Annotated in this window: 27 protein-coding genes and 1 tRNA gene; 19 read left to right on the top strand and 9 right to left on the bottom strand. The window is 65.2% G+C overall.

Features of this window, described 5'->3' with window-relative positions; translation table 11 throughout:
- Positions 1-25: 25 nt before the first annotated feature.
- Positions 26-1,327 (top strand): MFS transporter, encoded by a 1,302-nt coding sequence (locus ACP7AR_RS04745; RefSeq protein WP_426183287.1) that lies wholly within the window; start codon positions 26-28, stop codon positions 1,325-1,327.
- Between the two features lie 72 nt (positions 1,328-1,399).
- Here the strand turns inward: ACP7AR_RS04745 and ACP7AR_RS04740 are convergent.
- Positions 1,400-1,482 (bottom strand) — tRNA-Leu (locus ACP7AR_RS04740).
- 120 nt (positions 1,483-1,602) lie between these two features.
- Here ACP7AR_RS04740 and ACP7AR_RS04735 point away from each other — a divergent pair.
- Together ACP7AR_RS04735 and ACP7AR_RS04730 are read left to right on the top strand one after the other, a co-directional pair.
- A complete protein-coding gene (locus ACP7AR_RS04735) occupies positions 1,603-2,898 on the top strand; it encodes a M20/M25/M40 family metallo-hydrolase (RefSeq protein ID WP_426183285.1) in 1,296 nt (431 codons plus the stop codon).
- 28 nt (positions 2,899-2,926) lie between these two features.
- Positions 2,927-3,754, top strand: coding sequence for an undecaprenyl-diphosphate phosphatase (locus tag ACP7AR_RS04730; RefSeq protein WP_426183283.1), 828 nt, complete (start codon positions 2,927-2,929; stop codon positions 3,752-3,754).
- Between the two features lie 46 nt (positions 3,755-3,800).
- Here the strand turns inward: ACP7AR_RS04730 and ACP7AR_RS04725 are convergent, their stop codons facing one another.
- Positions 3,801-4,655 carry a PAC2 family protein gene (locus tag ACP7AR_RS04725; RefSeq protein WP_426183281.1) on the bottom strand — a complete coding sequence of 285 codons (855 nt, stop codon included), beginning with the start codon at positions 4,653-4,655 and terminating at the stop codon, positions 3,801-3,803.
- A gap of 90 nt (positions 4,656-4,745) precedes the next feature.
- Here ACP7AR_RS04725 and ACP7AR_RS04720 point away from each other — a divergent pair, with 90 nt between their 5' ends.
- The 9 genes from ACP7AR_RS04720 (at position 4,746) to lnt (ending at position 14,612) form a co-directional block, all read left to right on the top strand.
- Positions 4,746-5,435 carry an HAD family hydrolase gene (locus ACP7AR_RS04720; RefSeq protein WP_426183279.1) on the top strand — a complete coding sequence of 230 codons (690 nt, stop codon included), beginning with the start codon at positions 4,746-4,748 and terminating at the stop codon, positions 5,433-5,435.
- Entirely contained in the window at positions 5,432-6,448 is a 1,017-nt protein-coding gene (locus ACP7AR_RS04715; RefSeq protein WP_426183277.1) for a tRNA (adenine-N1)-methyltransferase, read from the top strand. Before ACP7AR_RS04720 ends, ACP7AR_RS04715 begins: the two co-directional genes overlap by 4 nt.
- A 10-nt stretch (positions 6,449-6,458) precedes the next feature.
- Complete coding sequence (locus ACP7AR_RS04710; RefSeq protein WP_426183275.1) at positions 6,459-7,433, top strand: FKBP-type peptidyl-prolyl cis-trans isomerase; 975 nt, start codon at positions 6,459-6,461, stop codon at positions 7,431-7,433.
- Positions 7,433-8,467 carry a helix-turn-helix transcriptional regulator gene (locus ACP7AR_RS04705; protein ID WP_426183273.1) on the top strand — a complete coding sequence of 345 codons (1,035 nt, stop codon included), beginning with the start codon at positions 7,433-7,435 and terminating at the stop codon, positions 8,465-8,467. The genes ACP7AR_RS04710 and ACP7AR_RS04705 overlap by 1 nt, the downstream gene beginning before the upstream one ends.
- The gene (locus ACP7AR_RS04700) at positions 8,467-9,438 is read left to right on the top strand and encodes a helix-turn-helix transcriptional regulator (protein ID WP_426183271.1); all 972 of its coding nucleotides are present in this window, start codon (positions 8,467-8,469) and stop codon (positions 9,436-9,438) included. The genes ACP7AR_RS04705 and ACP7AR_RS04700 overlap by 1 nt, the downstream gene beginning before the upstream one ends.
- Before the next feature lie 50 nt (positions 9,439-9,488).
- Positions 9,489-9,737 carry a Sec-independent protein translocase subunit TatA gene (gene tatA, locus ACP7AR_RS04695; RefSeq protein ID WP_426183269.1) on the top strand — a complete coding sequence of 83 codons (249 nt, stop codon included), beginning with the start codon at positions 9,489-9,491 and terminating at the stop codon, positions 9,735-9,737.
- Between the two features lie 62 nt (positions 9,738-9,799).
- Positions 9,800-10,561, top strand: coding sequence for a twin-arginine translocase subunit TatC (tatC, locus tag ACP7AR_RS04690; protein WP_426183267.1), 762 nt, complete (start codon positions 9,800-9,802; stop codon positions 10,559-10,561).
- The gene (locus ACP7AR_RS04685; RefSeq protein WP_426183265.1) at positions 10,558-13,032 is read left to right on the top strand and encodes a DEAD/DEAH box helicase; all 2,475 of its coding nucleotides are present in this window, start codon (positions 10,558-10,560) and stop codon (positions 13,030-13,032) included. Before tatC ends, ACP7AR_RS04685 begins: the two co-directional genes overlap by 4 nt.
- Before the next feature lie 11 nt (positions 13,033-13,043).
- Positions 13,044-14,612, top strand: coding sequence for an apolipoprotein N-acyltransferase (lnt, locus tag ACP7AR_RS04680; protein WP_426183263.1), 1,569 nt, complete (start codon positions 13,044-13,046; stop codon positions 14,610-14,612).
- On the opposite strand, the gene ACP7AR_RS04675 is transcribed toward lnt, so the two are convergent.
- The 4 genes from ACP7AR_RS04675 to ACP7AR_RS04660 all read right to left on the bottom strand — a co-directional run bounded on the left by ACP7AR_RS04675 (position 14,609) and on the right by ACP7AR_RS04660 (position 17,311).
- On the bottom strand, positions 14,609-14,992 hold the full coding sequence (locus ACP7AR_RS04675; RefSeq protein WP_426183261.1) for an RNA polymerase-binding protein RbpA: 384 nt from the start codon (positions 14,990-14,992) through the stop codon (positions 14,609-14,611). The genes lnt and ACP7AR_RS04675 overlap by 4 nt on opposite strands.
- 113 nt (positions 14,993-15,105) lie before the next feature.
- A complete protein-coding gene (locus tag ACP7AR_RS04670; protein WP_426183259.1) occupies positions 15,106-15,900 on the bottom strand; it encodes a glycerophosphodiester phosphodiesterase family protein in 795 nt (264 codons plus the stop codon).
- Positions 15,897-16,829: an SPFH domain-containing protein gene (locus ACP7AR_RS04665; RefSeq protein ID WP_426183257.1), complete on the bottom strand. Its 933-nt coding sequence runs from the start codon at positions 16,827-16,829 to the stop codon at positions 15,897-15,899. The genes ACP7AR_RS04670 and ACP7AR_RS04665 overlap by 4 nt, the downstream gene beginning before the upstream one ends.
- Before the next feature lie 8 nt (positions 16,830-16,837).
- Complete coding sequence (locus tag ACP7AR_RS04660; RefSeq protein ID WP_426183255.1) at positions 16,838-17,311, bottom strand: NfeD family protein; 474 nt, start codon at positions 17,309-17,311, stop codon at positions 16,838-16,840.
- A 121-nt stretch (positions 17,312-17,432) separates the two neighbouring features.
- Here ACP7AR_RS04660 and ACP7AR_RS04655 point away from each other — a divergent pair, with 121 nt between their 5' ends.
- Entirely contained in the window at positions 17,433-18,197 is a 765-nt protein-coding gene (locus tag ACP7AR_RS04655) for an SDR family oxidoreductase (RefSeq protein WP_426183253.1), read from the top strand.
- A 64-nt stretch (positions 18,198-18,261) separates the two neighbouring features.
- Here ACP7AR_RS04655 and ACP7AR_RS04650 read toward each other — a convergent pair whose 3' ends face one another.
- Positions 18,262-18,864 (bottom strand): HdeD family acid-resistance protein, encoded by a 603-nt coding sequence (locus tag ACP7AR_RS04650; RefSeq protein ID WP_426183251.1) that lies wholly within the window; start codon positions 18,862-18,864, stop codon positions 18,262-18,264.
- A gap of 142 nt (positions 18,865-19,006) precedes the next feature.
- On the opposite strand from ACP7AR_RS04650, the gene ACP7AR_RS04645 reads away from it, so the two are divergent.
- The 6 genes from ACP7AR_RS04645 (at position 19,007) to ACP7AR_RS04620 (ending at position 24,283) form a co-directional block, all read left to right on the top strand.
- A complete protein-coding gene (locus ACP7AR_RS04645; protein ID WP_426187635.1) occupies positions 19,007-19,405 on the top strand; it encodes a helix-turn-helix transcriptional regulator in 399 nt (132 codons plus the stop codon).
- 5 nt (positions 19,406-19,410) lie between these two features.
- Entirely contained in the window at positions 19,411-19,821 is a 411-nt protein-coding gene (locus tag ACP7AR_RS04640) for a VOC family protein (protein ID WP_426183249.1), read from the top strand.
- Between the two features lie 41 nt (positions 19,822-19,862).
- Positions 19,863-22,220 (top strand): ATP-binding cassette domain-containing protein, encoded by a 2,358-nt coding sequence (locus ACP7AR_RS04635; protein WP_426183247.1) that lies wholly within the window; start codon positions 19,863-19,865, stop codon positions 22,218-22,220.
- Positions 22,221-22,282: 62 nt separating this feature from the next.
- The gene (locus ACP7AR_RS04630) at positions 22,283-22,633 is read left to right on the top strand and encodes a hypothetical protein (protein WP_426183245.1); all 351 of its coding nucleotides are present in this window, start codon (positions 22,283-22,285) and stop codon (positions 22,631-22,633) included.
- A gap of 157 nt (positions 22,634-22,790) precedes the next feature.
- Positions 22,791-23,312 carry an AAA family ATPase gene (locus ACP7AR_RS04625; RefSeq protein ID WP_426183243.1) on the top strand — a complete coding sequence of 174 codons (522 nt, stop codon included), beginning with the start codon at positions 22,791-22,793 and terminating at the stop codon, positions 23,310-23,312.
- Positions 23,313-23,350: 38 nt separating this feature from the next.
- Positions 23,351-24,283, top strand: a complete 933-nt coding sequence (locus tag ACP7AR_RS04620; protein WP_426183241.1) for an aminoglycoside phosphotransferase family protein — start codon at positions 23,351-23,353, stop codon at positions 24,281-24,283.
- Here the strand turns inward: ACP7AR_RS04620 and ACP7AR_RS04615 are convergent.
- On the bottom strand, positions 24,246-24,743 hold the full coding sequence (locus ACP7AR_RS04615; RefSeq protein ID WP_426183239.1) for a GNAT family N-acetyltransferase: 498 nt from the start codon (positions 24,741-24,743) through the stop codon (positions 24,246-24,248). The two genes, ACP7AR_RS04620 and ACP7AR_RS04615, sit on opposite strands and share 38 nt — an antisense overlap.
- 54 nt (positions 24,744-24,797) lie before the next feature.
- Positions 24,798-25,118, bottom strand: a complete 321-nt coding sequence (locus tag ACP7AR_RS04610) for a hypothetical protein (protein ID WP_426183237.1) — start codon at positions 25,116-25,118, stop codon at positions 24,798-24,800.
- Positions 25,119-25,161 lie beyond the last annotated feature (43 nt).

The raw sequence follows: 25,161 nt of genomic DNA, 5'->3' as shown, positions 1-25,161 counted from the left end.
TCCTTCGCCCCAATACACTGACCGAGTGCGCGACGCGGCTGCTCGACCTGGTTCCGGCGACGGCGGGCGTCCGCGCGAGGTCCTCCGCATCCGCGCATTCGCACTCTTCTGGAGCGCGACGACCATCCGCGCGTTCGGCGGCACGATCGCAGGCGTGGCCTTCCAGATCCTGATCGTCACGGTTCTCGCGGCGTCGCCGTTCGAGATAGGCGTCCTGACCGCTCTGGGCGTCGTCCCGTATCTTTTCCTCGGGCTGATCGTCGGTGCGCTCATGGACCGATGGCGGCGTCAGCGCACTCTCGTGATCACCAGCATCGGACGAGCCATCGTGCTCGGCGCGGTCCCGGTGCTCCTGCTGTTGGACACCCTCGACTTCTGGTCGCTCGCCGCAGTGATCCTGATGCTGGGAGTCCTGACCCTGTTCGCGGACTCGGCGGCTCAGCCTCTGCTTCCTCACCTCGTCGACCGCAGTTCGCTCGTGATGGCCAATGCGCGGCTGGGTCAGAGCGAGACCGTGGCCGGCACTGCGGGCCCCGCCCTGGGCGGCGCGCTGCTCAACCTCCTCGGTGCGCCGATCCTCTTCGCCTTTGACGCCGTCATCAACGCGGTCTCGGCCGTGCTCCAATCCCGGATCACAGTCACAGAGGCAGAGCCCTCGCCTCGCATTCATGGGCGCCATATCGGCCACGACATCGTCGAGGGGATGCGCTACACCTACGGGCATCGAACCCTCCGCCCGCTCGCGCTGTCCATTCACGTCTGGTTCCTCGGGAACAGCATCGTGGCGACGGTGTTCGCGGTCTTCGTGCTGCGTGAGTTGAATCTGGAACCGTGGGCGTACGGCGTCGCTCTGGCGTGCGGGGGAATAGGCGGCTTCGCCGGCGCTCTGTTCGCGCCCGCATTCGGCGCACGACTGGGGGCCGGACGCGCGATCCTCGTCGGCCGACTGCTCGTCATCGTTCCGTGGTCGGTGCTCGCCCTGGCGCCGATCACCGCATCCACCGGCCTTGCGCTGGTTCTGCCCATGATCTCGGGGGCGCAGTTCATCTACGGGTTCTCGATGGGCATCGAAGACGCGAACGACACCGGCTACCGTCAGGCGGTCGCCCCTGACGCCATACAGGGCCGAATGAATTCGACGATCCGCACCATGAACCGGGTGATCTTCTTCTTCGGCGCATTCGTGGCCGGAATGCTCGCCACCGTCTTCGGCTATCCGCTGACGCTCGGCATCGCGGCGGTGATCTTCGCAGGCGCCGCAGCGGTGGTCGTGTTCTCTCCGCTGCGAGATGCCCGTCACGAGGACGCGGCGAAGCCCGGTTTCTGAACGCGAACCACGGGGAAGACAAAAGCTCCGGAAGACACCTGGTCGAACCAGGGATCTTCCGGAGCTGTGCTGTGCGCGGAGGGGGACTTGAACCCCCACGCCCTTACGGGCACTACGACCTCAACGTAGCGCGTCTACCATTCCGCCACCCGCGCAGGTGATGAAAAGTCGTTGCCGACCGGAGAGAAACATTACCAGATGACGCAGGTGCCTTCGAACCGAGGAGCCTCCCGGGCGTGCCGGGAGTGCGCGGTCGGGTTCGATAGCCTGAGGGAATGTCTGATGTCGAACTGCCCGAGGTGATCCGTGTCGCTCGCGACCTGATCAGAATCGACACCTCGAACTTCGGCGGCGGTGACGCCAAGGGGGAGAGAGAGGCCGCAGAGTACGTCGGTGCGTATTTGGAGAGTCTCGGGCTGAACCCCGAGTATTACGAGCCCATTCCCCGACGAACCAACGTCATGGCACGCGTTCCGGGTCGCGACTCGAGCAAGCCGGCGCTGGTCGTGCATGGCCACCTCGACGTGGTCCCGGCGATGGCGGAGGACTGGAGCGTCGACCCGTTCGCCGGCGAGGTGCGTGACGGGATGCTGTGGGGCCGAGGTGCCGTCGACATGAAGAACATGGATGCGATGATCCTCACCTCTGTCGCGGAGATTCTGCGGGCGGGGGAGCGGCCGGAACGCGATCTCGTGCTGGTGTTCTTCGCCGACGAGGAGAACGGCGGCGTCGAAGGCTCGGCTCTCGTCGTGAAGGAACGTCCCGAATGGTTCGCCGGCGCGACCGAGGCGATCAGCGAGGTCGGCGGGTACTCCATCACGGTCGATGACCGCCGCGCGTACCTGCTGCAGGTGGGGGAGAAGGCCCTGATCTGGATCCGCCTCGTCGCGAAGGGGCGGGCCGGCCACGGCAGTCGCCTCCACGATGACAACGCCGTGGTGAAACTCGCCGACGCAGTCGCGGCGATCGGACGCACACGCTGGCCGATTCGCCTGACCGCGACGACCGAAGCGCTGCTGCAGGGGCTCAGCGAGCTCTCCGGGCGCTCCATCGACGATCCTGACGCTCTGGCGTCGGCGGCCGGTCCGGCTGAGGCGTTTCTGCGTTCGACCTTCCGCACGACGGCCAATGCGACGGCGCTGACTGCAGGCTACAAGCACAACGTGATCCCAGAGCGCGCCGAGGCCCTGATCGACGTGCGCGTGCTGCCTGGCACGGAGGATGAGGTGCTGGCCGAACTGCAGCAGATCGTCGGCGACGACATCGTGATCGAGATGGTCGTGCGCGACATCGGGATGGAGACGCCGTTCCAGGGCGAGTTGGTGGATGCCATGGTGCAGAGCCTCGGACGGGGCGACCCCGGGGTGCCGGTGATCCCGTATCTGCTCGGAGCAGGCACCGACAACAAGGCACTCTCCACTCTCGGCATCACCGGTTATGGATTCGCGCCGCTTCGTCTGCCGGCGGATCTCGACTTCACCGGGATGTTCCACGGTGTCGATGAGCGCGTCCCCATAGAATCGCTTGTCTTCGGTCAGCAGGTTCTGACCGATCTCCTACGCACGTACTGACGCGCTCCCCTGAACCAGAAGGTCCTCCATGCACCTGCTCGAAGCGCTGTTCCTCGGCGTCATCCAGGGACTCACCGAGTTCCTCCCGATCTCATCCAGTGCGCACCTGCGCATCGTCGGCACGTTCACCGGGTCGGGCGAGGACCCGGGAGCCGCATTCACTGCGATCACCCAGATCGGCACCGAGGCCGCGGTGGTCGTGTTCTTCTGGCGTGACATCACGCGCATCATCGGCCATTGGTTCCGGTCGTTGGCAGGCAAGCTCCCTCGCAACGATCCCGACGCGAGGATGGGGTGGCTGATCATCATCGGCAGCATCCCGATCGTCGTGCTCGGGCTGTTCTTCCAGGACCAGATCGAGACGGTGCTGCGGTCGATGTGGATCGTGGCGATCATGCTGATCGTGTTCGGCGTCCTGCTCGGAATCGCCGACCACGTCGGCGCGAAGCGACGCAAGCTCGACCAGATCACCTATCCGCACGGCATCATGTTCGGGCTCGCTCAGGCGCTGGCGTTGGTCCCGGGCGTCTCGCGCTCCGGCGGCACGATCACGATGGGGCTGTTCCTCGGATACGAGCGGGCGGCCGCTGCACGCTACGCGTTCCTGCTCGCGATTCCCGCAGTCTTCGGCAGCGGCTTCTTCCAGCTGTTCAAGAGCTGGGACGCACCCGATCAGTACTTCTCGTTGGGAGAGACCGTCGCAGCGACCGGCATCGCCTTCGTCGTCGCCCTCGGAGTGATCGCGTTCTTCATGAGCTGGATCTCCAAGCGCAGCTTCCTGCCGTTCGTGATCTACCGCATCCTGCTCGGTATCACGCTGCTGGTGCTGCTGAGCATGGGTGTGATCTCGGGCTGACCCTTCGACAGGGCTCAGGGAGCGGCAGGCTCAGAGATCCGACAGGCTAGCGCTTGTGGTCGCCGGGCCCGTCGCCTCTGCGACGCAGATAGCGTTCGAACGCCTGGGCGATCGCGTCGCCGGACGCTTCAGGTGAGTCCCACGTGTCGCGGGTGCGCTCGAGTTGATGGATGTACTCGGTCATCTCTTCGTCATCCGCCGCCGCCGCATCGATCGAAGCCTCCCACGTGGCGGCATCCGTGCGCAGCCGGTCACGGGGCATGTCGATGCCCGTCATCTCCTCAAGACGATCCAGCAGCGCGAGCGTCGCCTTGGGTGAGGGCGCAGCGGACGCCACATAGTGCGGCACGCTCGCCCAGAGATTGGCGGTGGGAATGCCCGCGCGCTCGGCGAAATGCTCGATCACGCTGAGTATGCCGACCGGTCCCTCGTACAGCGAGCGTTCGAGACCGAGCGCCTCACGGACCTGCTCGTTGGCACTGGAGGCGAAGATCGAGATCGGTCTCGTGTGCGGGACATCGGACAGCATCGCGCCGAGCGTGATGAAACCGGTGACATCATCGCGCAGCGCGATGTCGATGAACTCATTGGCGAACGCCTGCCAGGTGCGGGCAGGCTCGACGCCGGTGAGGAGCCAGAACTCCGGCGATCCGTCCGCCGACGGCGCAGCCGGGCGCCAGAGAGCGGCTTCAGGCCATCGCAGATCACGGTGTCCTGTGGCGTCCATCTTCGTCGACGGGCGGGTGTACTGGTAGTCGAAGTACAACTCGGGGTCGACGGTGTGCACGAGCTCGTACTCGGTGCTCTCACGCAGCATCTCGATCGCGCCGCTCGCCGCTTCGCCGGCGTCGTTCCAGCCATCGAACGCGACGACGACGATGCGATTTCCCAGTGCATCCATCGAGTTCTCCTCCCATCCCGAACGCAGGTATCCCTCAAGGCTAGTCCGCGCTCGACTGGTGCGGGGCATCGGCCGGGCTAGCATGGAGCAGTGAGTCAAAAGCCCCGCGCGGTCCTCTGGGACATGGATGGAACACTGGTCGACACCGAGCCGTACTGGATGGCGGCCGAGACGGCGCTGGTTCATTCATTCGGAGGAACCTGGTCGCACGAGCAGGCGCTGCAGCTCGTCGGAAACGGCCTGCTCGACAGCGCGGTGATGCTCAGGGCGGCGGGCGTCGACATGGAGCCTGAGGCGATCGTCGACACTCTCACGGATGACGTGCGCACAGCGTTGGCGACGCAGGGGGTTCCATTCCGCCCCGGTGCGAAGGCGATGTTGCGTGATCTTCATGCGAACGGCATCCGCACCGCGCTTGTGACGATGTCGCTGCGCCGAATGGCACTGAGCGTCGTCGAACTCGTCGAGTTCGACGCGTTCGAGCACGTGGTCGCCGGCGATGACGTCGAGCAGCCGAAACCACATCCTGAGCCGTATCTGAAGGCGGCGGGGCTTCTCGACATCGACATCCAGGACGCGGTCGTGATCGAGGATTCCGTGACCGGCGTGCGTGCCGGCGCGGCCTCGGGCGCTGTGACTCTCGGAGTTCCGCACATGGTGCCCCTCGATGAAGCGGGGGCGCACGCGCTGTGGCCCACGCTGGAGAATCGCACCGCACAGGACATCATCGACCTCTACGCCTCGACGAAGGCAGCGCAGACCCAGGGCGTCCTGCGATGAGCGTCGCATCGGCACGCCAGAGCGGACCGTTCCGCGACGGCGACCGCGTGCAGCTCACCGGACCCAAGAACCGGCTTCACACGGTCACTCTCAGTGAGGACGGCGAACTGCACACCCACCACGGCGTGCTCAGGCACCGTGATCTGATCGGACTGCCAGACGGCTCGGTGGTCGCCAACAGCTCAGGGCACGAGTATCTGGCCCTTCGGCCGTTGCTGCGTGACTTCGCGATGTCCATGCCGCGCGGCGCGGCGATCGTGTATCCGAAGGATGCCGCGCAGATCGTGATGCAGGCGGACATCTTTCCCGGTGCCACGGTGGTCGAAGCCGGCGTCGGCTCCGGCGCTCTCTCGCTCTCTCTGCTGCGCGCTGTCGGACCGACGGGAAACCTGGTGTCGTTCGAGCGGCGCGAAGACTTCGCTGAGGTCGCACGAGCCAATGTCGAGACGTTCTTCGGGGAGTCGCCCGAGACGTGGCGCGTCGTCGTCGGGGACCTGCTCGAGGCCCTGCCCGTCGAGCTGCCCGCCGGATCCGTCGATCGGGTCGTGCTCGACATGCTCGCTCCGTGGGAGGTCATGGATGTCGTCGCGGACGCACTGACGCCAGGTGGCGTGGTGCTCTGCTACGTCGCGACGGCCACGCAGCTGTCGCGTGTCGCTGAGTTCATCCGCGGCACCGGGCTGTTCACCGACCCGGATGCGTCGGAGACGATGGTCCGTGGGTGGCACGTCGAGGGTCTCGCGGTGCGTCCGGATCACCGGATGGTCGCACACACCGGGTTCCTCCTCACCGCTCGCCGCCTTGCTCCGGGAACCATCGCACCCGAGGTCAAACGTCGCGCGTCGAAGTCCAGCTACGGCGACGAAGATGTCGAGAAGTGGACGCCGGGAGCGGTCGGCGACCGGGAGATCACGGACAAGAACCTGCGCAAGCGCGTCAGAGAGGCGACCAGAGCGGCAGATGGATCGCGTCGTGCCGTCGCTTCGCGCGATTCTGACGAGCGTTCGCAATAGACTGGAACGCGTGCGTAAAACGTCTGCCGCTCTGGCCACACTCAGCCTCGCCCTCGTCGCCCTGACCGGGTGCGCTGCGGCGCCCGCCTTCGGCGGTGCCGCGTGCGATCGCGCTGCATCGACCACCGGGATCGACGACATCGCGACCATCGGCGGGGAAGTGGGCGACAAGCCGGATGTCGAGCTGTTCACGCCGATCGGAGCGCAGAAGAGCTCCTTCAGCGACGTCGTCGTCGGCACGGGTCCTGCGCTCACGAGCCCGACGCAGAGCGCCGTCTTCGAGTTCGCGCTCTATTCCGGCAAGACCGGCGAAGCGGTCGCCGGTACCGCGTTCGACGAGGAACAGGCACAGCTCGTGAGCATCGACTACTGGTCGCAGCGAGTGCCCGCTTTCGGCAAGGCGCTGGAATGCGCCACCGAAGGCACCCGCGTGCTCTCAGTGATTTCGGCCGAAGATTTCGGCGCCCAGAATCTGGCGAGCTTCCAACTCGATGAAGACGAGCCCGTCGTCGCGGTGTTCGACGTCGTCAAGGTCTTCCCCTCGAAGGCGGAAGGCGCCCCGCAGTACAACGACGCATCCGGCATGCCGACCGTGGTGCGTGCCGCCGACGGCCGGCCCGGCATCATCGTTCCCGACAGCGCGGCTCCTACTGATCTCGTCGTGCAGACGCTCATCAAGGGCGAGGGTGAGAAGGTCGCTGACGATGGCACCGTGCTGGTCAACTACACGGGTGTGACCTGGGCGGACAAGACCGTCTTCGACTCGTCGTGGGATCGCGGGGCCACCGCTTTCGATCTCACAGCGCTGATCCCGGGAATGACGCAGGGGCTGGCAGGACAGACCGTCGGCTCGCAGGTGCTCATCGTCGTTCCACCGGAGCTCGGCTACGGCGAAGAGGGCGGCGGCGCCGTCCCTCCGAACTCCACCCTTGTCTTCGTCGTCGACATCCTCGGCATCGATCCGCCAGCGGCACCCGCACAGTGATGGCCGCCCGGATCCCGCCCGAAGAGCGTCAGACGAATCTCGTCGTGGCGCTGATGGCCACGGAGATCGGGCTCACGAAGCAGCAGATTCTCGACAACATCTCCGGATATCGGCAACGTGCTGATGCAGGAACGCGCGCGGACGCACTGGAGAAGATGTTCGAGCGGGACAAGGACGAGCTGCGCACCCTCGGTGTGCCGATCGAGACCATCGGCGACCCCGGTGATCCGAATGATCTGCGGGAGGCGAGATACCGCATTCCGAAGGCCGAGTACGACCTGCCCGCCGACATCGAGTTCAGCCCCGCTGAGCTCGCGGTTCTCACGCTGGCCGGCAGCGTCTGGAGTGCGGAATCATCTTCCGCGGACGCGCAGGCCGGTGTACGCAAGATCAGGGCGTTGGGAATCGACGGCGACGAGCCGATCATCGGATTCGCGCCGCGGATCACGGTTCGGGATGCGAGTTTCGCGCCGTTGCAGAGCGCGATCGAGGATTGCCGCGTGGTGACGTTCGACTACCTCAAGCCGGGGGAGCAGTCTCCGCGTCGCCGGAAGGTCGAACCGCTGGCTCTGCTCGATTACGAGGCGCGCTGGCATGTCTACGGCATAGACCTCGATGCGGATGATGAGCGCACCTTCCTGCTCAGTCGCATCGTCGGCGACGTCTCCTTGACGAAGCAGACCTTCGCCGCCGGCCTCCGTGAAGGCGCAGGGGAGCGTGCACTCGCTGGCCTCGAGGCGGTCGCCGCCCGCAATTCCGCGCTCCTCGAGATCACTCCCGGCACAGAGGCCGCGCTGCGACTCGGTCGGCGTGCGACCCCGCAGGTGCAGGGCTTCAGCGTGCCGTTCGTCGACGTGCACATCTTCGCAGACGAGCTCGCCTCGTACGGCCCTGAGGTGCGAGTGGTGGAGCCCGCTGTATTGAGAGACGCCGTGGTCGCTCGGCTCGAGGCCACGATCGCAGCGCATCAGGACAGCGCTCACAGCGAATCCGTCGGTGCCGACCCCGTCCGTGACGCAGGAGGGGAGCGCTGATGGCTGAGAAGTCGAAACCGATCCTCGCATCCGACCGCGTGCGGGCCTATCTCACGCTGGTGCCGTACCTGCTCGAGCGTGGGCAGGTCTCGCTCGAAGAGGCCGCAGGCGAATTCGGTGTGACGATCGACGAGATGCGTGGCATGGTCGAGAAGCTCACGGTGATCGGGCTTCCGGGCGACGCCGGATACTGGCAGCAGCCGCACGAGATGTTCGACATCAACTGGGACCTCCTCGACGAGGAGGGCGTCATCGAGATCACGAACGACGTCGGGCTTCGCCGGGTTCCGCGATTCACGGCGAGAGAAGCCGCTGCGCTGCTCGCCGGTCTCCAGGTGGTCGCCGCCGTGCCTGCGGTCTCGAATTCAGGTCTGGTCGCCGGGCTGCTCGCCAAGCTCTCGCGGGCGTCGGCCAATGTGCCCGCCGAGGTCGTCATCGCCCCCGGCGCGGTCGACGCCGTGCGTGACGCGGTCTCCGACGCGCTCAGTCGCGGCGTCGCCGTGTCGTTCCGGTATCAGGCACCGGATGCCGCAGCAACCACCCGGACGGTCGACCCTGTCCAGGTGCTGATCACCGGTGGACAGTGGTATCTGCAGGGCTGGTGCCATCTTCGGCAGGCCATGCGCACCTTCCACCTCGATCGTGTCAGCGAACCTGAGCTCACCGACATCCCGATCACGCACGCAGACGAGCTTCTGCCCGACACGTTCGGCACGATCGGAGACGACGACGAGGTCACGGTGCGTCTTCCGGAGCGGTTGGTTCCCCTGCTGGGCGACTACGTGCGCGCTGACAATGCAGAACTCCGCGACGGCTTCGTCACTGTGCGCGTGCCCATCGCCGATCCGCGGGGGATAAAGCGTGTCGCCGGACGCTTCGGCGGACATCTCGAGGTGCGACAGCCGGAATCGGCGCGCACTGCGACGAAGGAGTGGGCGGCGGCCGGACTCGCGCTGTACCGTCACCCGTAACTCTGCAACCGCAGGTAGACTGCACGAACACCCGATCCCTGGAGGGAACCATGGCTGGATTGACCGGTTGGCATCTGCTCGTCCTCGTGCTCGTCATCCTGCTGCTGTTCGGAGCTGCCAAGCTTCCGGCACTGGCAAAGAGCATGGGACAGTCCGCAAGACTCTTCAAGGGCGAGATGAAGGCCATGAAGGAAGACGACGGAAAGGCCGAGCAGGCTTCGGCTGACGTCGCGAACACGACGCCCGCATCAGACAAGGGCGCACCAGCACCCCGCTCTGACAGCGGCACCACCACCTGACGACTGTGACCGCGATCGACAAGCAGTCGGCCGCGAGTGACAAACCGCGCAATGAACGTCGAATGTCGCTCGGCGCCCACCTCGTGGAGTTGCGCCGACGGCTGATGATCTCTGCGGCGGCGTTGCTCGTCGCCATGATCCTGGGGTTCTTCTTCTCCGACCCGGTCATCGCCTTCATCACCGAGCCGGTGCGCAGGATCGCGGAGGCCCGCGGAGACGACCTCGTCGGTCTGACGTTCTCCTCGGTGACGTCGCCATTCGATCTTCGGATGCGTATCGCCTTCTCGCTCGGGATCTTCATCGCGGCACCGGTATGGCTGTGGCAGATCTGGGCGTTCATCATGCCCGGCCTCACTCGCAAAGAGGTCAGATACACGATCGGCTTCGTTGCGGCGGCTGTTCCTCTCTTCTTCGCGGGATGCTACGTCGGGGCACTCGTCGTGCCGCACGTGATCGAATTGATGGCCACCTTCACGCCGGAAGGCGCGAACAACCTCTTCGAGGCGAAGCAGTTCTACGACTTCAGCCTCAAGCTGATGCTGGTGGTCGGAGTCTCCTTCGTGCTGCCGGTGTTCCTGGTGGCGTTGAACGTCGCAGGCGTCATGTCGGGGCGCGCGATCCTGAAGGGCTGGCGCGTGGCCATCCTGATCGCGACCGTGTTCGCCGCTCTCGCGACGCCGGCCGCCGACGTCGTCAGCATGCTGATGCTCGCCGGAATCCTCGTGGTGCTGTTCTTCGCGGCCGCGGGCCTCTCCATGCTGTTCGATCGTCGTAAGACCAAGCGCGCGAAGGCACAAGGACTGCTCCCGGACGTAGAGGTATGATCTCGCCCGCCGAGCGATACGCCGCCGCCCGCGACGCGGCATCCCACCCGGAGACAGCGGAATTCGCCGCACGCCAGAATTTCGATCTCGATCCGTTCCAGGTCGAGGGCTGTCACGCGCTCGAGCGCGGCAACAGTGTGCTCGTCGCCGCCCCGACCGGCGCAGGCAAGACCATCGTCGGAGAGTTCGCGATCCATCTCGCGATGCGCACGCCGCAGGACAAGGCGTTCTACACCACGCCGATGAAGGCGCTGTCGAACCAGAAGTTCCGCGAACTGGTCGATGTCTACGGCGCAGATCAGGTCGGCCTGCTCACCGGCGACACGAACATCAACGGCAATGCCAGGATCGTCGTGATGACGACCGAGGTGCTGCGCAACATGATCTACGCAGACTCGGCGGCGCTGGCTGATCTGCGCTACGTCATCATGGACGAGGTGCACTACCTGGCTGATCGCTTCCGCGGCGCGGTCTGGGAGGAGGTCATCATCCACCTCCCGTCTCAGGTGCGGCTGGTCTCGCTGAGCGCCACTGTCTCCAATGCCGAGGAGTTCGGCGACTGGCTCGACACGGTGCGCGGCGACACCGAAGTCATCGTGTCGGAGATCCGTCCGGTGCCTCTGGAACAGCACGTGCTCGTGCGTGATGACCTGCTGCCGCTGTTCGACGATCGAGCAGGAGTCGCCACTGCGACGGTGAACCAGGAGCTGATGCGCATCCGTTCCTTCACAGGATCGCGTTACGACAGCAACAAACGGGCCCAGTCGTACGTCAGCGGCAGACATGCCGGTCGTCAGAGTCCTCGCCCGCAACGGGGCGGACGGCGTCCGGTGCGCGCGGCGAGCGCACAGCGCATCGAGCGGATGGACAGACCGGAAGTCATCCGGCTGCTGGAGCGCACCAACCTCCTCCCCGCGATCTTCTTCATCTTCAGCAGGGTCGGCTGCGATGCGGCGGTTCAGCAGGTTCGTCGATCCGGCCTGCGGCTGACCAACGCAGAGGAGCGCGCCGAGATACGCGAGCTCGTCGAGGAGCGCACGCGATCTCTGCAGGATGAGGATCTCGGAGTACTCGGCTACTTCGAATGGGTCGAGAACCTCGAGCGGGGCATCGCTTCGCATCACGCCGGCCTCCTGCCCGCTTTCAAAGAGGTCGTGGAAGAGCTGTACCGCCGCAAGCTCGTGAAGGTCGTCTTCGCCACCGAGACGCTCGCGCTCGGCATCAACATGCCGGCGCGCACCGTGGTGTTGGAGAAGATGGAGAAGTTCAATGGTGAGGCGCGTGTCGCCATCACCTCGGGGGAGTACACCCAGCTCACGGGTCGCGCCGGTCGACGCGGGATCGACGTCGAAGGCCATGCCGTCGTGCAGTGGACGGAGGGGATGGATCCTCAGGCCGTCGCTGCGCTCGCATCTCGGCGCACCTACCCGCTGAACTCCAGTTTCCGTCCCACCTACAACATGGCGGTCAACCTGATCGACATGTTCGGACGACCTCGCGCCAGACAGATCCTCGAGTCATCCTTCGCGCAGTTCCAGGCGGACCGTGCCGTCGTCGGCCTTGCACGCCAGGTGCGCGAGGCAGAGGAATCCCTCGCAGGATACGTGTCCGCGATGCACTGCGAACACGGTGACTTCCTGGAGTACGCCGGAATCCGCCGTGAGCTCAGCGATCTGGAGAAGAAGAACCGTCAGGACTCGCACGCACCTCGCGCGGCGAGGGACAAGCGCATGAAGCGCATCCAATCACTGCGCACGAAGATGCAGAGACACGGCTGCCATGGCTGCCCTGACCGCGAGGCCCATGCCCGTTGGGCGGAGCGCTACTGGAAGCTCAAGCGCCAGACCGACCGCACCCGTGCGCAGATCGAGACACGCACCGGTACGGTCGCGCGGGTCTTCGATCGAGTCGTCGAGGTGCTCGCGACCCTGGACTATGTCACGGGCACCGGAGACGGCACCACGCTCACGGAGGCGGGGCGCACCATGCGGCGCATATACGGTGAGCGCGACCTCCTGGTCGCCGAGTCCCTGCGCCAGGGACTCTGGAAGGGCCTGGATGCGCCCTCGCTCGCAGCGATGGCGTGCTGCCTGGTGTACGAGCCGCGTCGCGATGAGGCGAACTCGGGAGAGCGCGGTCTCCCGCGCGGTGCCTTCCGCGGAGCGTACGAGAAGACGACCGCACTGTGGTCAGAACTCGACGACCTCGAACAGGATCACCATCTGCCGGGCTCTGAGCCCCTCGCCGCCGGACTCGCGGGAGCGATGCACGCTTGGGCCCGCGGCGCGCTGCTCGATCGTGTGCTGGTGGACGCAGACATGGCGGCCGGCGATTTCGTGCGCTGGGCGAAGCAGACGATCGATCTGCTCGACCAGCTGTCGATCGTCGCAGAGGACGCAGATGTCGCCCGCACGGCCCGGCAGGCACTTGACGGCGTCCGGCGCGGCATCGTCTCCTACTCGTCGATGTGAGGATGTGACGGATGCCATCCCTCGCTGCCGACCGTGCGCATCGGTCTCGTCTGCTTCCGCAGCGTCATCCTCTGCCCGCTCCTCTGCTCCCTTTGTGGCTCGCGGTCGTAGTGGCCGGCGCTGCCGCCTTCCTCATGGACACGGCATATCCGCAGGCGAGCGTCTGGCCGTTCGCCTTCGTCTCCGTTGCGCTGCTGCTGCTCACTCTGATCGGGAGGCGAGCAGGGGGAGCGCTGCTGATCGGCGCGGTCTACGGCGCCGTGTTCTTCTTCCTCTTGGTCTCGTGGACATCGCGGTATCTCGGTGTCGTCCCGTGGGCCGCGCTCGCGTCGCTGGAGGCCGCGCTGACTGCTGTCGCAGTGATTCCCATCGCGCTGGCGTACCGGTGGCTTCCTCGCGCCTTCCCAGGGGTCCTAGGACGCCTCCTGGGCCTTCCTGCGGTCGTCGGAGCCCTCTGGGTGGGGCGAGAGCTTCTGCTCGGTTCCTGGCCGTACACGGGCTTCCCATGGGCGCGGCTCGGCATGACGCAGTCGGAGAGCCCGGTGGGCACACTCTCATCATGGGTGGGGGTCAGCGGCGTGAGCTTTCTGATCGTGTTCTTCGTCGCGATGCTGATCGAATCAGCACGCATGCGACTCTGGCGCCGACCGCTGGCACTCCTCGTGCCGTCAGCCCTCCTGCTGGTGATGTTCCTCACGCCGCTCTTCCCGACCGTGGCTGCGGGGACCATGCGCATCGGCGCGGCGCAGGGCAACGGGCCCAGCGGCTATTTCGACGATCGCGAGCCGTACTCGATCATCCAGGCGCAGACAGAGGCCACCGAACCGCTGTTCGGCGAGGAGATGGATCTGCTCGTGTGGCCGGAGGGGGGCGTGGATTATGACCCCTTCCAGGATCCTGCGCTGGCGCGGCGCATGACCATGATCACCACGCGCATCGATGCACCGCTGCTGGCCAACGCAGCGACGAGCCGTGGCGACGAGTACTTCAACACCTCCATGCTGTGGACAGAGGACGGGGCGTCGGAGCAGACGCACGACAAGCGTTTCCCCGTGCCGTTCGGCGAGTACGTCCCCGACAGGGATTTCTACTACGCGATCGTGCCCGACCTCATCGGGCTCATCGGGCGCGAGTACTCCCATGGCACCAATCCTCCGCTCGTCGATGTCGACGGCGTCGCGGTTGGCCTGGCGATCTGCTTCGACGTGATCTACGACGAGGTCATCACCGAAGGCGTCCAGGGCGGCGCACAGGTGCTGGTGTTCCAGACGAACAACGCAGACTTCCGCGGCACGGATGAGAACCTGCAGCAGCTCGCTTTCGCGCGCATGCGCGCGATCGAGACCGGACGCAGCGTGGTCAACATCTCCACCGTCGGCACCAGCCAGATGATCAGTCCTGACGGCACGACGGTCTCGTCGTTGAACGCGGACGAGGCCGGTGCGCTGCTCGAGGATGTCGAGCTGCGCACCGGCCTCACAGCTGGTGTCGTCCTGGGCCCCTGGGTACAGCAGGTGCTGCTGTGGGGCGGACTGGGCGCGCTGTTGTTCGGGTGGTGGCGCGCCCGTCGTCGGCTCTAAGCGCCGATCTTCTCGCGGGTCGGGTCTTCACCGGCACCACGGCGGGCGCGGATGAATGCGAGGCGCTCCTCGAGGAGCTCTTCCAGCTCGGCGCGTGAGCGGCGCTCGAGCAGCATGTCCCAATGGGTGCGTGCGACCTTCTCGTCGGTGGCGTCGGGGGTGATGGTCTGGCCATCGACCCGAAGCACGGCCTCGGCGCCGCACGCGCGGCATTCCCAGGTCTGGGGCGGCTCGGCGTCGGCCGAGAACATCAGTGTGGTCACGTGCTCACACGTGTCGCACTTGTACGTGGTCTCGCGGCGTTCCATGAAAACGACGCCCTCTTCGCTCTGTAGGCTCTGGGCGCCGAGTCGGATGCCGCGCAGGCTGCGATCTGCCATTTTGTGGTCCTCTCGTCGCTGTCAGGTATAGCGCTCCAGCCTGTGCGCAGGCTCAACGCAGGCGGATTCTCGGCGCTATTCACAGCCGAATCCCAGCACTTCGTGCAAAAGGGTCAGACGAGCGTGCGCAAGGCCCGATCCGCCCGATCCGTGACGATGCCGTCGACGCCCTGGTCGACGAGCCGGCGCATGTCGGCGGGATCGTTCACGGTCCACACGTGCACCTCGACGTCGTGGCGGTGCGCGGCGCGCACGAGCGACGACGTCAGCACACGAATCGGTCCGTACCGTTCGGGGATCTGAAGGGCGTCGATGTCTCGCAGCACACGAGCGCAGGGGAGCCGCAGGGCGCTCAGCAGCTTCACCCGCATCATGCCGGCCCTGCCGGCCGAGGTCGCCGGACGGATCTCTGCTCCTGCGCTCAGAACCGCATCGACGGCGCGGCGGCGGCGTGCGTCAGAGAAACTCGTCAGGAGCACTCGATGTGCGTGCGGAGCGACGATCGGACCCAGGGGAGTGGTTGCGGCATCCGCCTTCACATCGATGTTGAAACGCGTCTCGGGGAACATCTCGAGCATCTCGCCGACCGTGAGCAGGCCGCCATGCGGCGCGAGGAGGTCGGCGAGCTCGTCAGTACGGACTTCGTCGACGGTCCGGTCATCTGACAGCAGGCGTGTCAACGTCTCATCGTGGAACAGCACGACGTCTCCGTCGGCGGTCACTCGGCAATCCGTCTCGATGTACTCGGCCCCCGCGGCATGCGCGGTCGCGAATGCCGCTGCCGTGTTCTCCCACACGGCATCCGATGCCGTCCCACTCGACGGCGAGCCCTCGCCCTGTGCGGTCGGAAGACCACGATGGGCGAGGACTCGGGGATGCCGTGTCTTGAGGAAGTACGGGTGCGTCACGCGCCGGGAGTGCCCTCGGGCGGCTGGCCGGTGCCGGGGCGCGGAGTGAACGCACTTCCGATGCCCTTGAGGGCTTCGGTGAGTTCGCTCGGGATGATCCAGAGCTTGCTTGACTCGCTGTCGGCGATCTTCGGCAGCATCTGCAGATACTGGTAGGCGAGCAGCTTGTCATCCGGCGCACCCTGGTGGATGGAGGCGAAGACGTTCTGAATCGCCTCTGCCTCACCCTGTGCGCGGAGGACGGCGGCTTGCTTGTCACCTTCGGCGCGCAGGATCTCGGCCTGACGAGCACCCTCTGCCTCGAGGATCGCGGACTGCTTGGTGCCCTCCGCTGTGAGGATCGCTGCACGACGATCGCGCTCGGCGCGCATCTGCTTCTCCATCGAGTCCTGGATCGAGAGGGGCGGGTCGATCGCCTTCAACTCGACGCGTCCGACGCGGATGCCCCATTTGCCGGTGGCTTCGTCGAGCACGACGCGCAGCTGTCCGTTGATGTTGTCGCGGCTGGTGAGCGCCTCTTCGAGGTTGAGCCCACCGACCACGTTGCGCAGTGTGGTCGTGGTGAGCTGCTCGACAGCGCCGAGGTAGTTCGCGATCTCATAGGTCGCTGCACGAGCGTCCGTGACCTGGAAATACACGACCGTGTCGATCGAGACGACGAGGTTATCCTCGGTGATCACCGGCTGGGGTGGGAAGGACACGACCTGCTCGCGCATATCGATGAGCGGGCGGAGCCGGTCGATGAACGGCACCAGGATGTTGAGGCCGGGCATGAGCGTCTTGTGATATCGCCCGAGTCGCTCGACGACCCCGGCCGTGGCCTGCGGGATGATCCGGATCGAGCGTGCGACCGTGACCACCACGAAGATGATGACGGCGATCGCGAGGATCCACCCGATCGCGGTGGGGATGAACGAAGAGTCGTTCACGGCTTCTCCTAGTCGTTGACGGGACGGACGATTGCAGTGGCGCCGTTGATCGCAGCGATCGCGACCGAGGCTCCCTGCGGAATGGGGACGGCGGTCTCTGTGCGGGCGGTCCAGGTGTCGCCGTTGCTGACCTTCACCTGTCCGGAGACTCGCGTGATGTCGGCCAGAGCGGTTCCGCGCAGTCCGATGAGCGCGTCGACGTTCGACTTCGTCGGATCTTCACTGCGGTGAAGACGCCTGAGCAGCGGCGGGCGGATGACGAGGATGAACAGAGCAGCGGCGAGGGCGGCGACGATGAGCTGGGCCCACACCGCCAGGCCGAACACGCCGGTGAGAAGCCCGACCCCGCTGCCGAGGGCCAGCATGAGGAACGTGAAGTCGAGGGTCAGCATCTCGATCACGAGGAATACGGCGATCAGCACGAGCCAGCCGATCCACGCCCACTCGGTGACCAGTTCGAAGAAGACGGATACGTCGTCCATGGGCCCTCCTTTGTTCGTCAACCTACCACGGTGCCGCGACACGATTCGGGCACGGAAAACGCATTGGTAAGGTGAATGAGCCGCTGCGTTCGCGGCATTCCCCGTATCAATAGGAGTCACCGTGTCCGACGTTCTGCCCGCAGGTTCTCTCGCCGGAAAGGTCGCACTCGTCACCGGCTCGTCGCGGGGCATCGGTGCCGACACCGTACGGTACTTCGCCGAGGCCGGCGCGGACGTCGTGATCAACTTCCGCAACAAGGCCCCGCGTGCCGAGAAGCTCGCCGCACAGCTGCGCGAGCTCGGCCGCCGGGCTCTCGTCGTCGGCGCCGACCTCACGGACCCGGCATCCGTCAGTGAGATGTTCGAGCAGGTGCGTGCGGAGTACGGGCGGCTCGACGTCCTCGTGCTCAATGCGTCGGGCGGTATGGAGTCCGGGATGGCAGAGGACTACGCCCTCACGCTCAATCGCGATGCGCAGCTGAGCGTGCTGAACGCTGCTATGCCGCTGCTCGGTGACGGCTCGCGCGTCGTGTTCGTGACCAGCCACCAGGCGCACTTCATCCGCACGACTGCGACCATGCCGGAGTACGAGCCCGTCGCGCGCTCGAAGCGAGCGGGGGAGGACGCGCTGCGGGAACTTATCCCGGCTCTGGAGGAGAAGGGCATCGGCTTCACCGTCGTCTCCGGGGACATGATCGAAGGCACGATCACCGCGACGCTGCTCGAGCGCGCCAATCCAGGTGCGATCGCGGAGCGCCGAGGCTCTGCGGGCAAGCTCTACAACGTCTCGGAGTTCGCCGCTGAGGTGGCACTGGCCGCCGTCGAACCCGTCCCCGCCGACAACACGCGACTGGTCGGCGACACGAGCGGGTTCGCCGGCGAATAGCGTCTCGACGTTGAACGGCCGTCGTCCTGCGCTGGGCGGGACGACGGCCGTTCAGTGTCTACAGTCATACGGTGGGAGCGGTCGTCTCGCTGAAGACCGCCGTGGCTTCCTTCTCGTCGCGGCCGAGCGTGATCGCACGCACGATCTGGATGATTCCGAGGACGACGAGTGTGATCCCGAGGATCCACCACAACGCCACGGCGGCGAGCAGCGGGGAGAAGATCACGATGATGCCGGCGACGATGCTGAGGATCGCGTAGATGATCGTCCACGCCTTCGAGCCGTCCTTGTTGAGCAGCGTGAGCGACACGATGCCGTCGACGATCCAGCTGACACCGATGAAGATGACGGTGATCAACGCGAGGGTCACGGTGACGGCGGAGAGATTCATGAAGGCGATGATCCCGGCGGCGATGTAGAGGAGGCCGAGGACGATGTGCCCGATCCGCGCCCAACCGCCCTTCTTACCGGAGAAGATCCCGAGACCGACGTAGACGATGCCGGCGATGACGAGGTACGCCGCGATTATCCCTGTCACGAGGACGGCGGTCTTCATGGGCCAGACGAGCAGGAGGATTCCCGCGATCAGTGCGATGGCACCGGAGATCGCGAGTGTGATGCGGATCGACTTGAACAGAGACTTCGTTTCGGTCAACGGATCAGACATGAGTACAGCCTTTCTGGGAAGGTCCTCTGAAGGATGCGCTCAGCGTAGCGTGCACTGCCTTCGTCATGTCACCGGTCCGTGGGATTATCGAGACGTGCCGACACAGACCGTTGATCAAGAGCACCTGCGCGAGTTGGTGGTCATGCGTCACGTACGAGACCGCATCGATCGTGAGTACGCGAGGCCTCTCGATGTCGAAGCCCTCGCACGCGGTGTGCATATGTCTGCCGGCCACCTCAGCAGACAGTTCAAGGCGACCTACGGTGAGTCGCCGTATTCGTACCTGATGACTCGAAGGGTCGAGCGCGCCATGGCGCTCCTGCGTCGAGGCGACCTCAGCGTGACAGAGGTGTGCTTCGAGGTCGGCTCATCGTCGCTCGGCACATTCAGCACACGGTTCACCGAGCTCGTCGGCGTGCCTCCGAGCGTGTATCGCGAGCGTGCGGCCGATGTCTCCGGCATCCCGAACTTCCAGATCAAGCACGTCACCAGACCGATCAGGAATCAAGAAGCACCCCGCACCGCTGCGAACCTAACCTAGGCATCATGAACATCACCATTCACTACGCCTTCCTTCCACACACCGACGCCGAGGCTGCGCTCGGCTTCTACCGGGACACCCTCGGATTCGAGCTGCGCAAAGATGTCGGCTACGACGGGATGCGATGGCTCACCGTCGGACCGATCGGCCAGCCGCAGACTTCGATCGTCCTGCATCCGCCGGCAACTGACCCTGGGATCAGCGACGACGAACGGCGCACGATACTGGAGCTCATAGCGAAGGGCAGCTACGGCGCAGTCACTCTCGCCAGCGATGACCTCGACGCATTGTTCGACCAACTCGTCGCCCGCGGCGCAGACATCGTGCAGGAGCCGATGGATCAGCCGTACGGAGAGCGCGATTGCGCAGTGCGCGACCCAGCTGGCAACCTGCTTCGTATCAATCAAGCCGCCTGACGACTTCACCCGCAGCACTGGTCACCCTCAGAAAGAAGACGATGGCAGACGTTTCGCACACCGCCGACTCCCACGACCTGATCCGCGTGCAGGGCGCGCGGGAGAACAATCTCAAGGACATCAGCGTCGATATCCCCAAACGCCGGCTCACGGTGTTCACCGGCGTGTCCGGGTCCGGCAAGAGCTCGCTGGTCTTCGACACGATCGCCGCCGAGTCAAGGCGCATGATCGACGAGACGTACAGCGCGTTCGTGCAGGGGTTCATGCCGTCGGTCCCGCGACCGGATGTCGATGTGCTCGAGGGGCTCACGACCTCGATCATCGTGGATCAGGAGCGACTCGGTGCCAATCCGCGATCAACCGTCGGCACAGTCACTGATGCGAATGCGATGCTGCGCATCCTGTTCAGCAAGTTGGGCGAGCCGTACATCGGCGGACCGACGGCGTTCTCCTTCAACATCCCGACGCAGAAGGCCAGCGGCGTGATGACCGGTCCCGGCGGTGAGAAGAAGATCGTGAAGGACGCCATCTACCTCGGTGGCATGTGCCCGAGATGTGAGGGCAGGGGAGCGGTCTCCGACCTCGACCTCGCGCAGATCGTGGACGAGTCGAAGTCGTTGGATGAGGGCGCGATCATGGTGCCGGGATACACCGCCGACGGCTGGATGGTGAAGGGATTCTCGCAGTCGGGTTTCTACCCCGCTGACAAGCCGATCGCAGACTTCACTGAGAAGCAGCGACACCTCTTCCTTTACGGCGAGATCACGAAGGTCAAGATCTCCGGCATAAACATGACGTATGAGGGCCTCATCCCGAAGATCACCAAGGCGATGCTCTCGAAGGATCTTGACGCGCTGCAGCCTCACATCCGAGCGTTCGTCGAGCGGGTTGCGACTTTCGCGACCTGTCCGGATTGCGACGGCACACGTCTCACCGAGGGCGCACGGTCATCGAAGATCGATGGCGTGAGCATCGCGGACGCGTGCCGGATGCAGGTGACCGACCTCGCCGCGTGGGTCCACGGACTCGATCTGCCGGAAGCGGGACCGTTGCTGACCGCACTCAGCGCGAACCTCAAGGCATTCGTCACCCTCGGGCTGGGATATCTGAGCCTCGATCGGCCGTCCGGAACGCTGTCAGGGGGAGAGGCTCAGCGGATCAAGATGCTCCGTCATCTCGGTTCTTCGCTGACCGACGTCACCTACGTGTTCGACGAGCCGACGATCGGGCTGCACCCGCACGACATCCAGCGGATGAACTCGCTGCTGCTGCAGCTGCGGGACAAGGGCAACACTGTGCTCGTCGTCGAGCACAAGCCGGAGACGATCGCGATCGCGGACCACGTCGTGGACCTTGGGCCCGGTGCAGGGTCGGCCGGCGGCGAGATCTGCTTCGAAGGCACTCTCGAGGGGCTCCGTGAGAGCGGGACGCTCACCGGCACGCACCTGGACGACCGGGCTTCGCTGAAGTCGACGGTACGAACGAAAAACGGCGCTATCGAAGTGCGTGGCGCCGACGCGAACAACCTGCAAGACGTCGATGTCGACATCCCGACCGGTGTGCTGACGGTGATCACCGGCGTCGCAGGTTCGGGGAAGAGCTCGCTCATCCACGGTTCGGTGTCGGGTCGAGAAGGCGTGGTGGTGATCGATCAGGGCGCCATCAAGGGCTCGCGGCGCAGCAATCCCGCGACATACACGGGCATGCTCGAGCCGATCCGCAAGGCGTTCGCGAAGGCCAACGGTGTGAAGCCTGCGCTTTTCAGCGCGAACTCCGAGGGGGCGTGCCCGTCCTGCAAGGGATCCGGCGTCATCGTCACCCAGCTGGGCTTCATGGACACGATCGAGACGCCGTGCGAGGACTGCGGCGGCAGGCGCTTCCAGGCCGCGGTACTGGATTACAAACTGGCAGGCAAGGACATCACCGAGGTTCTGGATCTGCCTGTCTCCGAGGCGCGGCAATTCTTCTCGGACGGTGAGTCGAAGATTCCGGCGGTGATGGCGATCCTCGGGCGGCTGGAAGACGTCGGTCTCGGGTATCTGTCGCTCGGCCAGCCGTTGTCGACGTTGTCCGGCGGCGAACGCCAACGCGTGAAGCTGGCGATCCAGATGGGGGACAAGGGCGACGTCTACGTGCTCGACGAACCCACCACTGGACTGCATCTCGCTGACGTGGACAAGATCCTCGGCCTGCTCGACCGGCTGGTCGACGCCGGCAAGACGGTCATCGTGATCGAGCACCATCAGGCTGTCATGGCGCACGCCGACTGGATCATCGACATCGGTCCTGGGGCAGGGCACGACGGCGGACGCGTGGTGTTCGAGGGCGCGCCTGCCGATCTCGTAGAGAAGAAGTCGACGGTGACGGGGGAGCACCTGGCTCAGTACGTCGGCGCGTAGTCCGGGGAACCCATCGCGAGTCGCTCCGACGCGGTCTGCCGAATGTCTCAGCGCATCAGAGAGTGAACCGGGAAGAGCCCGGTGCGTACGATCACGCGATCGCGCTCGGCAGCGAGGTCCTGACGTCGCGGATCGGCGAGGAACCGGTCGAGCGCACCCTGGTCAGGAAAACGGTAGAGCTGGACTTCGGGGGCCATTATTATGTCAGATCAAAGTCGCCTCTTACAGGGCTCTCACCGGAAACAAGGGGCGCGGCCATCGAGGCGAACAGCTATCGCCGTCACACCTTTGGGCGAGCGTCGCAGCTCACCAACGTCAGTGACTTGCGACGGCTTTCTCATGGCTCGGGTGTGGTCGTGCAACGTGAACCTGTGCTGTGCGCCGGTGTCAGCCGCGCTGAGGCGCAAGGATGAATGAGGCGCTTGTCTCGCAATGCGCTGCTGTCCGGATATGCCGATAATGCACATTATGTCAGTTCGAGTTCACCTGCATCTCTCCTGTCGTGCAATGAGGTGGTCGTGACGTGACATCCGGCGTCTGGACTCTCCTGATTCCTGCGACGATGGCGTGATGGCTCTGGTCGGAAGCGCATCCACACGTCTGGTGATCATCCGCGGTGACGCGGCATCGGGAAAGACGACGACGTCGATCGCGCTCCGGCCGAGACTCGGTCCGCGAGTCGCACTCATCCATCAGGACCACGTTCGACGTGAGGTGCTGCACAATCTCGATCGACGACAGCGATCGTACGACGCCAGTGTCATGATCGTCGCGGCCGCGCGCCAGGCGCTCGACCTCGGGCACGACGTGATCCTCGACGGCATCTTCAATCTGCGCGATTACGCGGGCCCGTTCGAGCTGCTGCATGGTGAGCATCGCGGCACGACGCGCTTCTACCAGTTCGACGTCGGTCTCGACGAGACCCTCCGACGCCACGCCGCCCGGCCTCTGGCAAACGTCGTCGGCGAGGACAAGATCCGCGAGTGGCACGATGGTTGGCAACCACTCCCCTGGTACGAGGAACACCGTATCGGCGCGGAGTCGTCGACCGATGACATCGTCGACACGATCCTGCAGGATCTCGGTCCGTGAGACCAGGAAGAACCAGTGTGTACCACTAGCGTCGCAGTATGAAGATGCATCCCGACCAGCTGCACGTCGACGAAGAGATCGTCCGGCACCTGATCGCCGAGCAGTTCCCCCGGTGGCATGCTGAGTCCGTGCGTCACGTCGCGGGCGCCGGCACAGTGAACGCGATCTTCCGGATCGGCGAGGACGTCGCGGCCCGATTTCCCCTGACCCCCGGAGACCCGGAGGAGCTGGCAGAGTCACTCGGCAAGGAGGCAGCGGCGATGGACGAGCTCGCTGCAGTGTGCCCGATCCCCACACCGGTGCACGTCGCACACGGCAGGCCAGGACAGGGGTATCCCATGCCGTGGTCGGTTCAGACCTGGCTCCCCGGCCGCGTCGGCACCCCCGATGGTCTCGCGCACTCCGCCGACTTCGCCGGAGATCTGATCACCCTCATACGAGCACTTCGTGAGGCCGACACCGGCGGCGGTCAGTTCGCGGGCGCTGGCCGAGGAGGCGACCTGCGGGACTCGGACGAATGGATGGAGACCTGCTTTCGCGAGAGCACGCGGCTGCTTCCGGTCGATGAGCTTCGTGCCCTGTGGGAACGATTTCGCGTACTGCCCAGCTCCGGGCCGGACAGAATGACGCACGGCGATCTGATTCCCGGAAATCTGCTCGTGGACGGAGAGAGGTTGACGGGCGTCCTCGACGGCGGCGGCTTCTCCCCCGCCGATCCCGCGCTCGATCTGGTGTCCGCGTGGCACCTGCTGGACCGCGATATGCGCAGTGTGCTTCGCGAGGGCCTGGATATCGGCTCTATCGAGTGGTCGCGCGGTGCCGCCTGGGCGTTCCAACAGTCCATGGGGCTGGTCTGGTACTACCGCGACTCAAACCCCGAGATGAGTATGCTCGGGCGCAGCACATTGAGTCGCATTCTTTCTGATCCGGAGGTCAGCTCTGGAGCTCGAAGACCCACTCATTCATCATGAGATCCGCCCCGCGGAACACTCCAGCGCGCTTCCCGGCGAGCGTGAAACCGGCGTTGCGACACAACGCATTCGACGGCGCGTTCTTCTCGTCGGGGAAGGCCGTGAGAAGACGAGTGTCTTCGGCGTGCTCGCGAGCATCGTCGATGAGCAGCAGCAGCGCTGCGGAACCGGCTCCCCTCCCCTGTGCTTCGGGGACGATGAACCACCCGGCCTCGAGCACCTCTTGATCGCGCCACGTCGTCTTCCACGAGCAGATCGCGCCGAGCGACTCTGAGCCGTCGACGACAACGAAACACCGCGCTTCGTTCGTCTCCCAGAAGCGCAGATATCGCTCATGACGCGCGATCACCTGCGCCTCTGTCTCCGGCCCGCCGACATGCACGGTCATCTCGGGAGTGTTACCGCGCCGGAGCAGGCCCTCGTCGTTCTCGGACCACTGACGCAACCGAATCTCACTCATGTGATGACGATGCCATATGCCCCCGACATTTCGATCATGATTCTTCGACTGAGCTCAGTGGAGTCCGTCGGAGGACTCGAGGATGCTGCGCATCGTCGCGACATCGATTCGCGAGGTCTCGCCTTCATACGTCTCTTCCACACGGAAGCTCAGGCCGTTCTGCTCGCAGAACGCGGCGGTCTTCTCCAGCCGCGGGGCGACCTGAACGTGGTCGTTGCCGAAGAGCGCCGCGGCGTACACATCCGCACCGTCGCGGATCGCCGAAGTCAGGTCGACCGAGGAACGCCCGGTGATGGCGTAAAGCTCTTTGAGCAGAGGCGGTGGCAGGTGCGGACTGCCCTCGATGATGATCGCGAGAGAGGGAGAATCGGCCATGCTCTATTCCACCACGCGACGGTCAGGAAAGCGCCACCGGACA

Origin of the sequence: Microbacterium sp. TWP3-1-2b2, from assembly GCF_049896145.1 — a bacterium.
Lineage (GTDB): Bacteria > Actinomycetota > Actinomycetes > Actinomycetales > Microbacteriaceae > Microbacterium.
The sequence above is the reverse complement of the archived record's forward strand: the minus strand, read 5'-3'. Positions and strand labels throughout refer to the sequence as shown.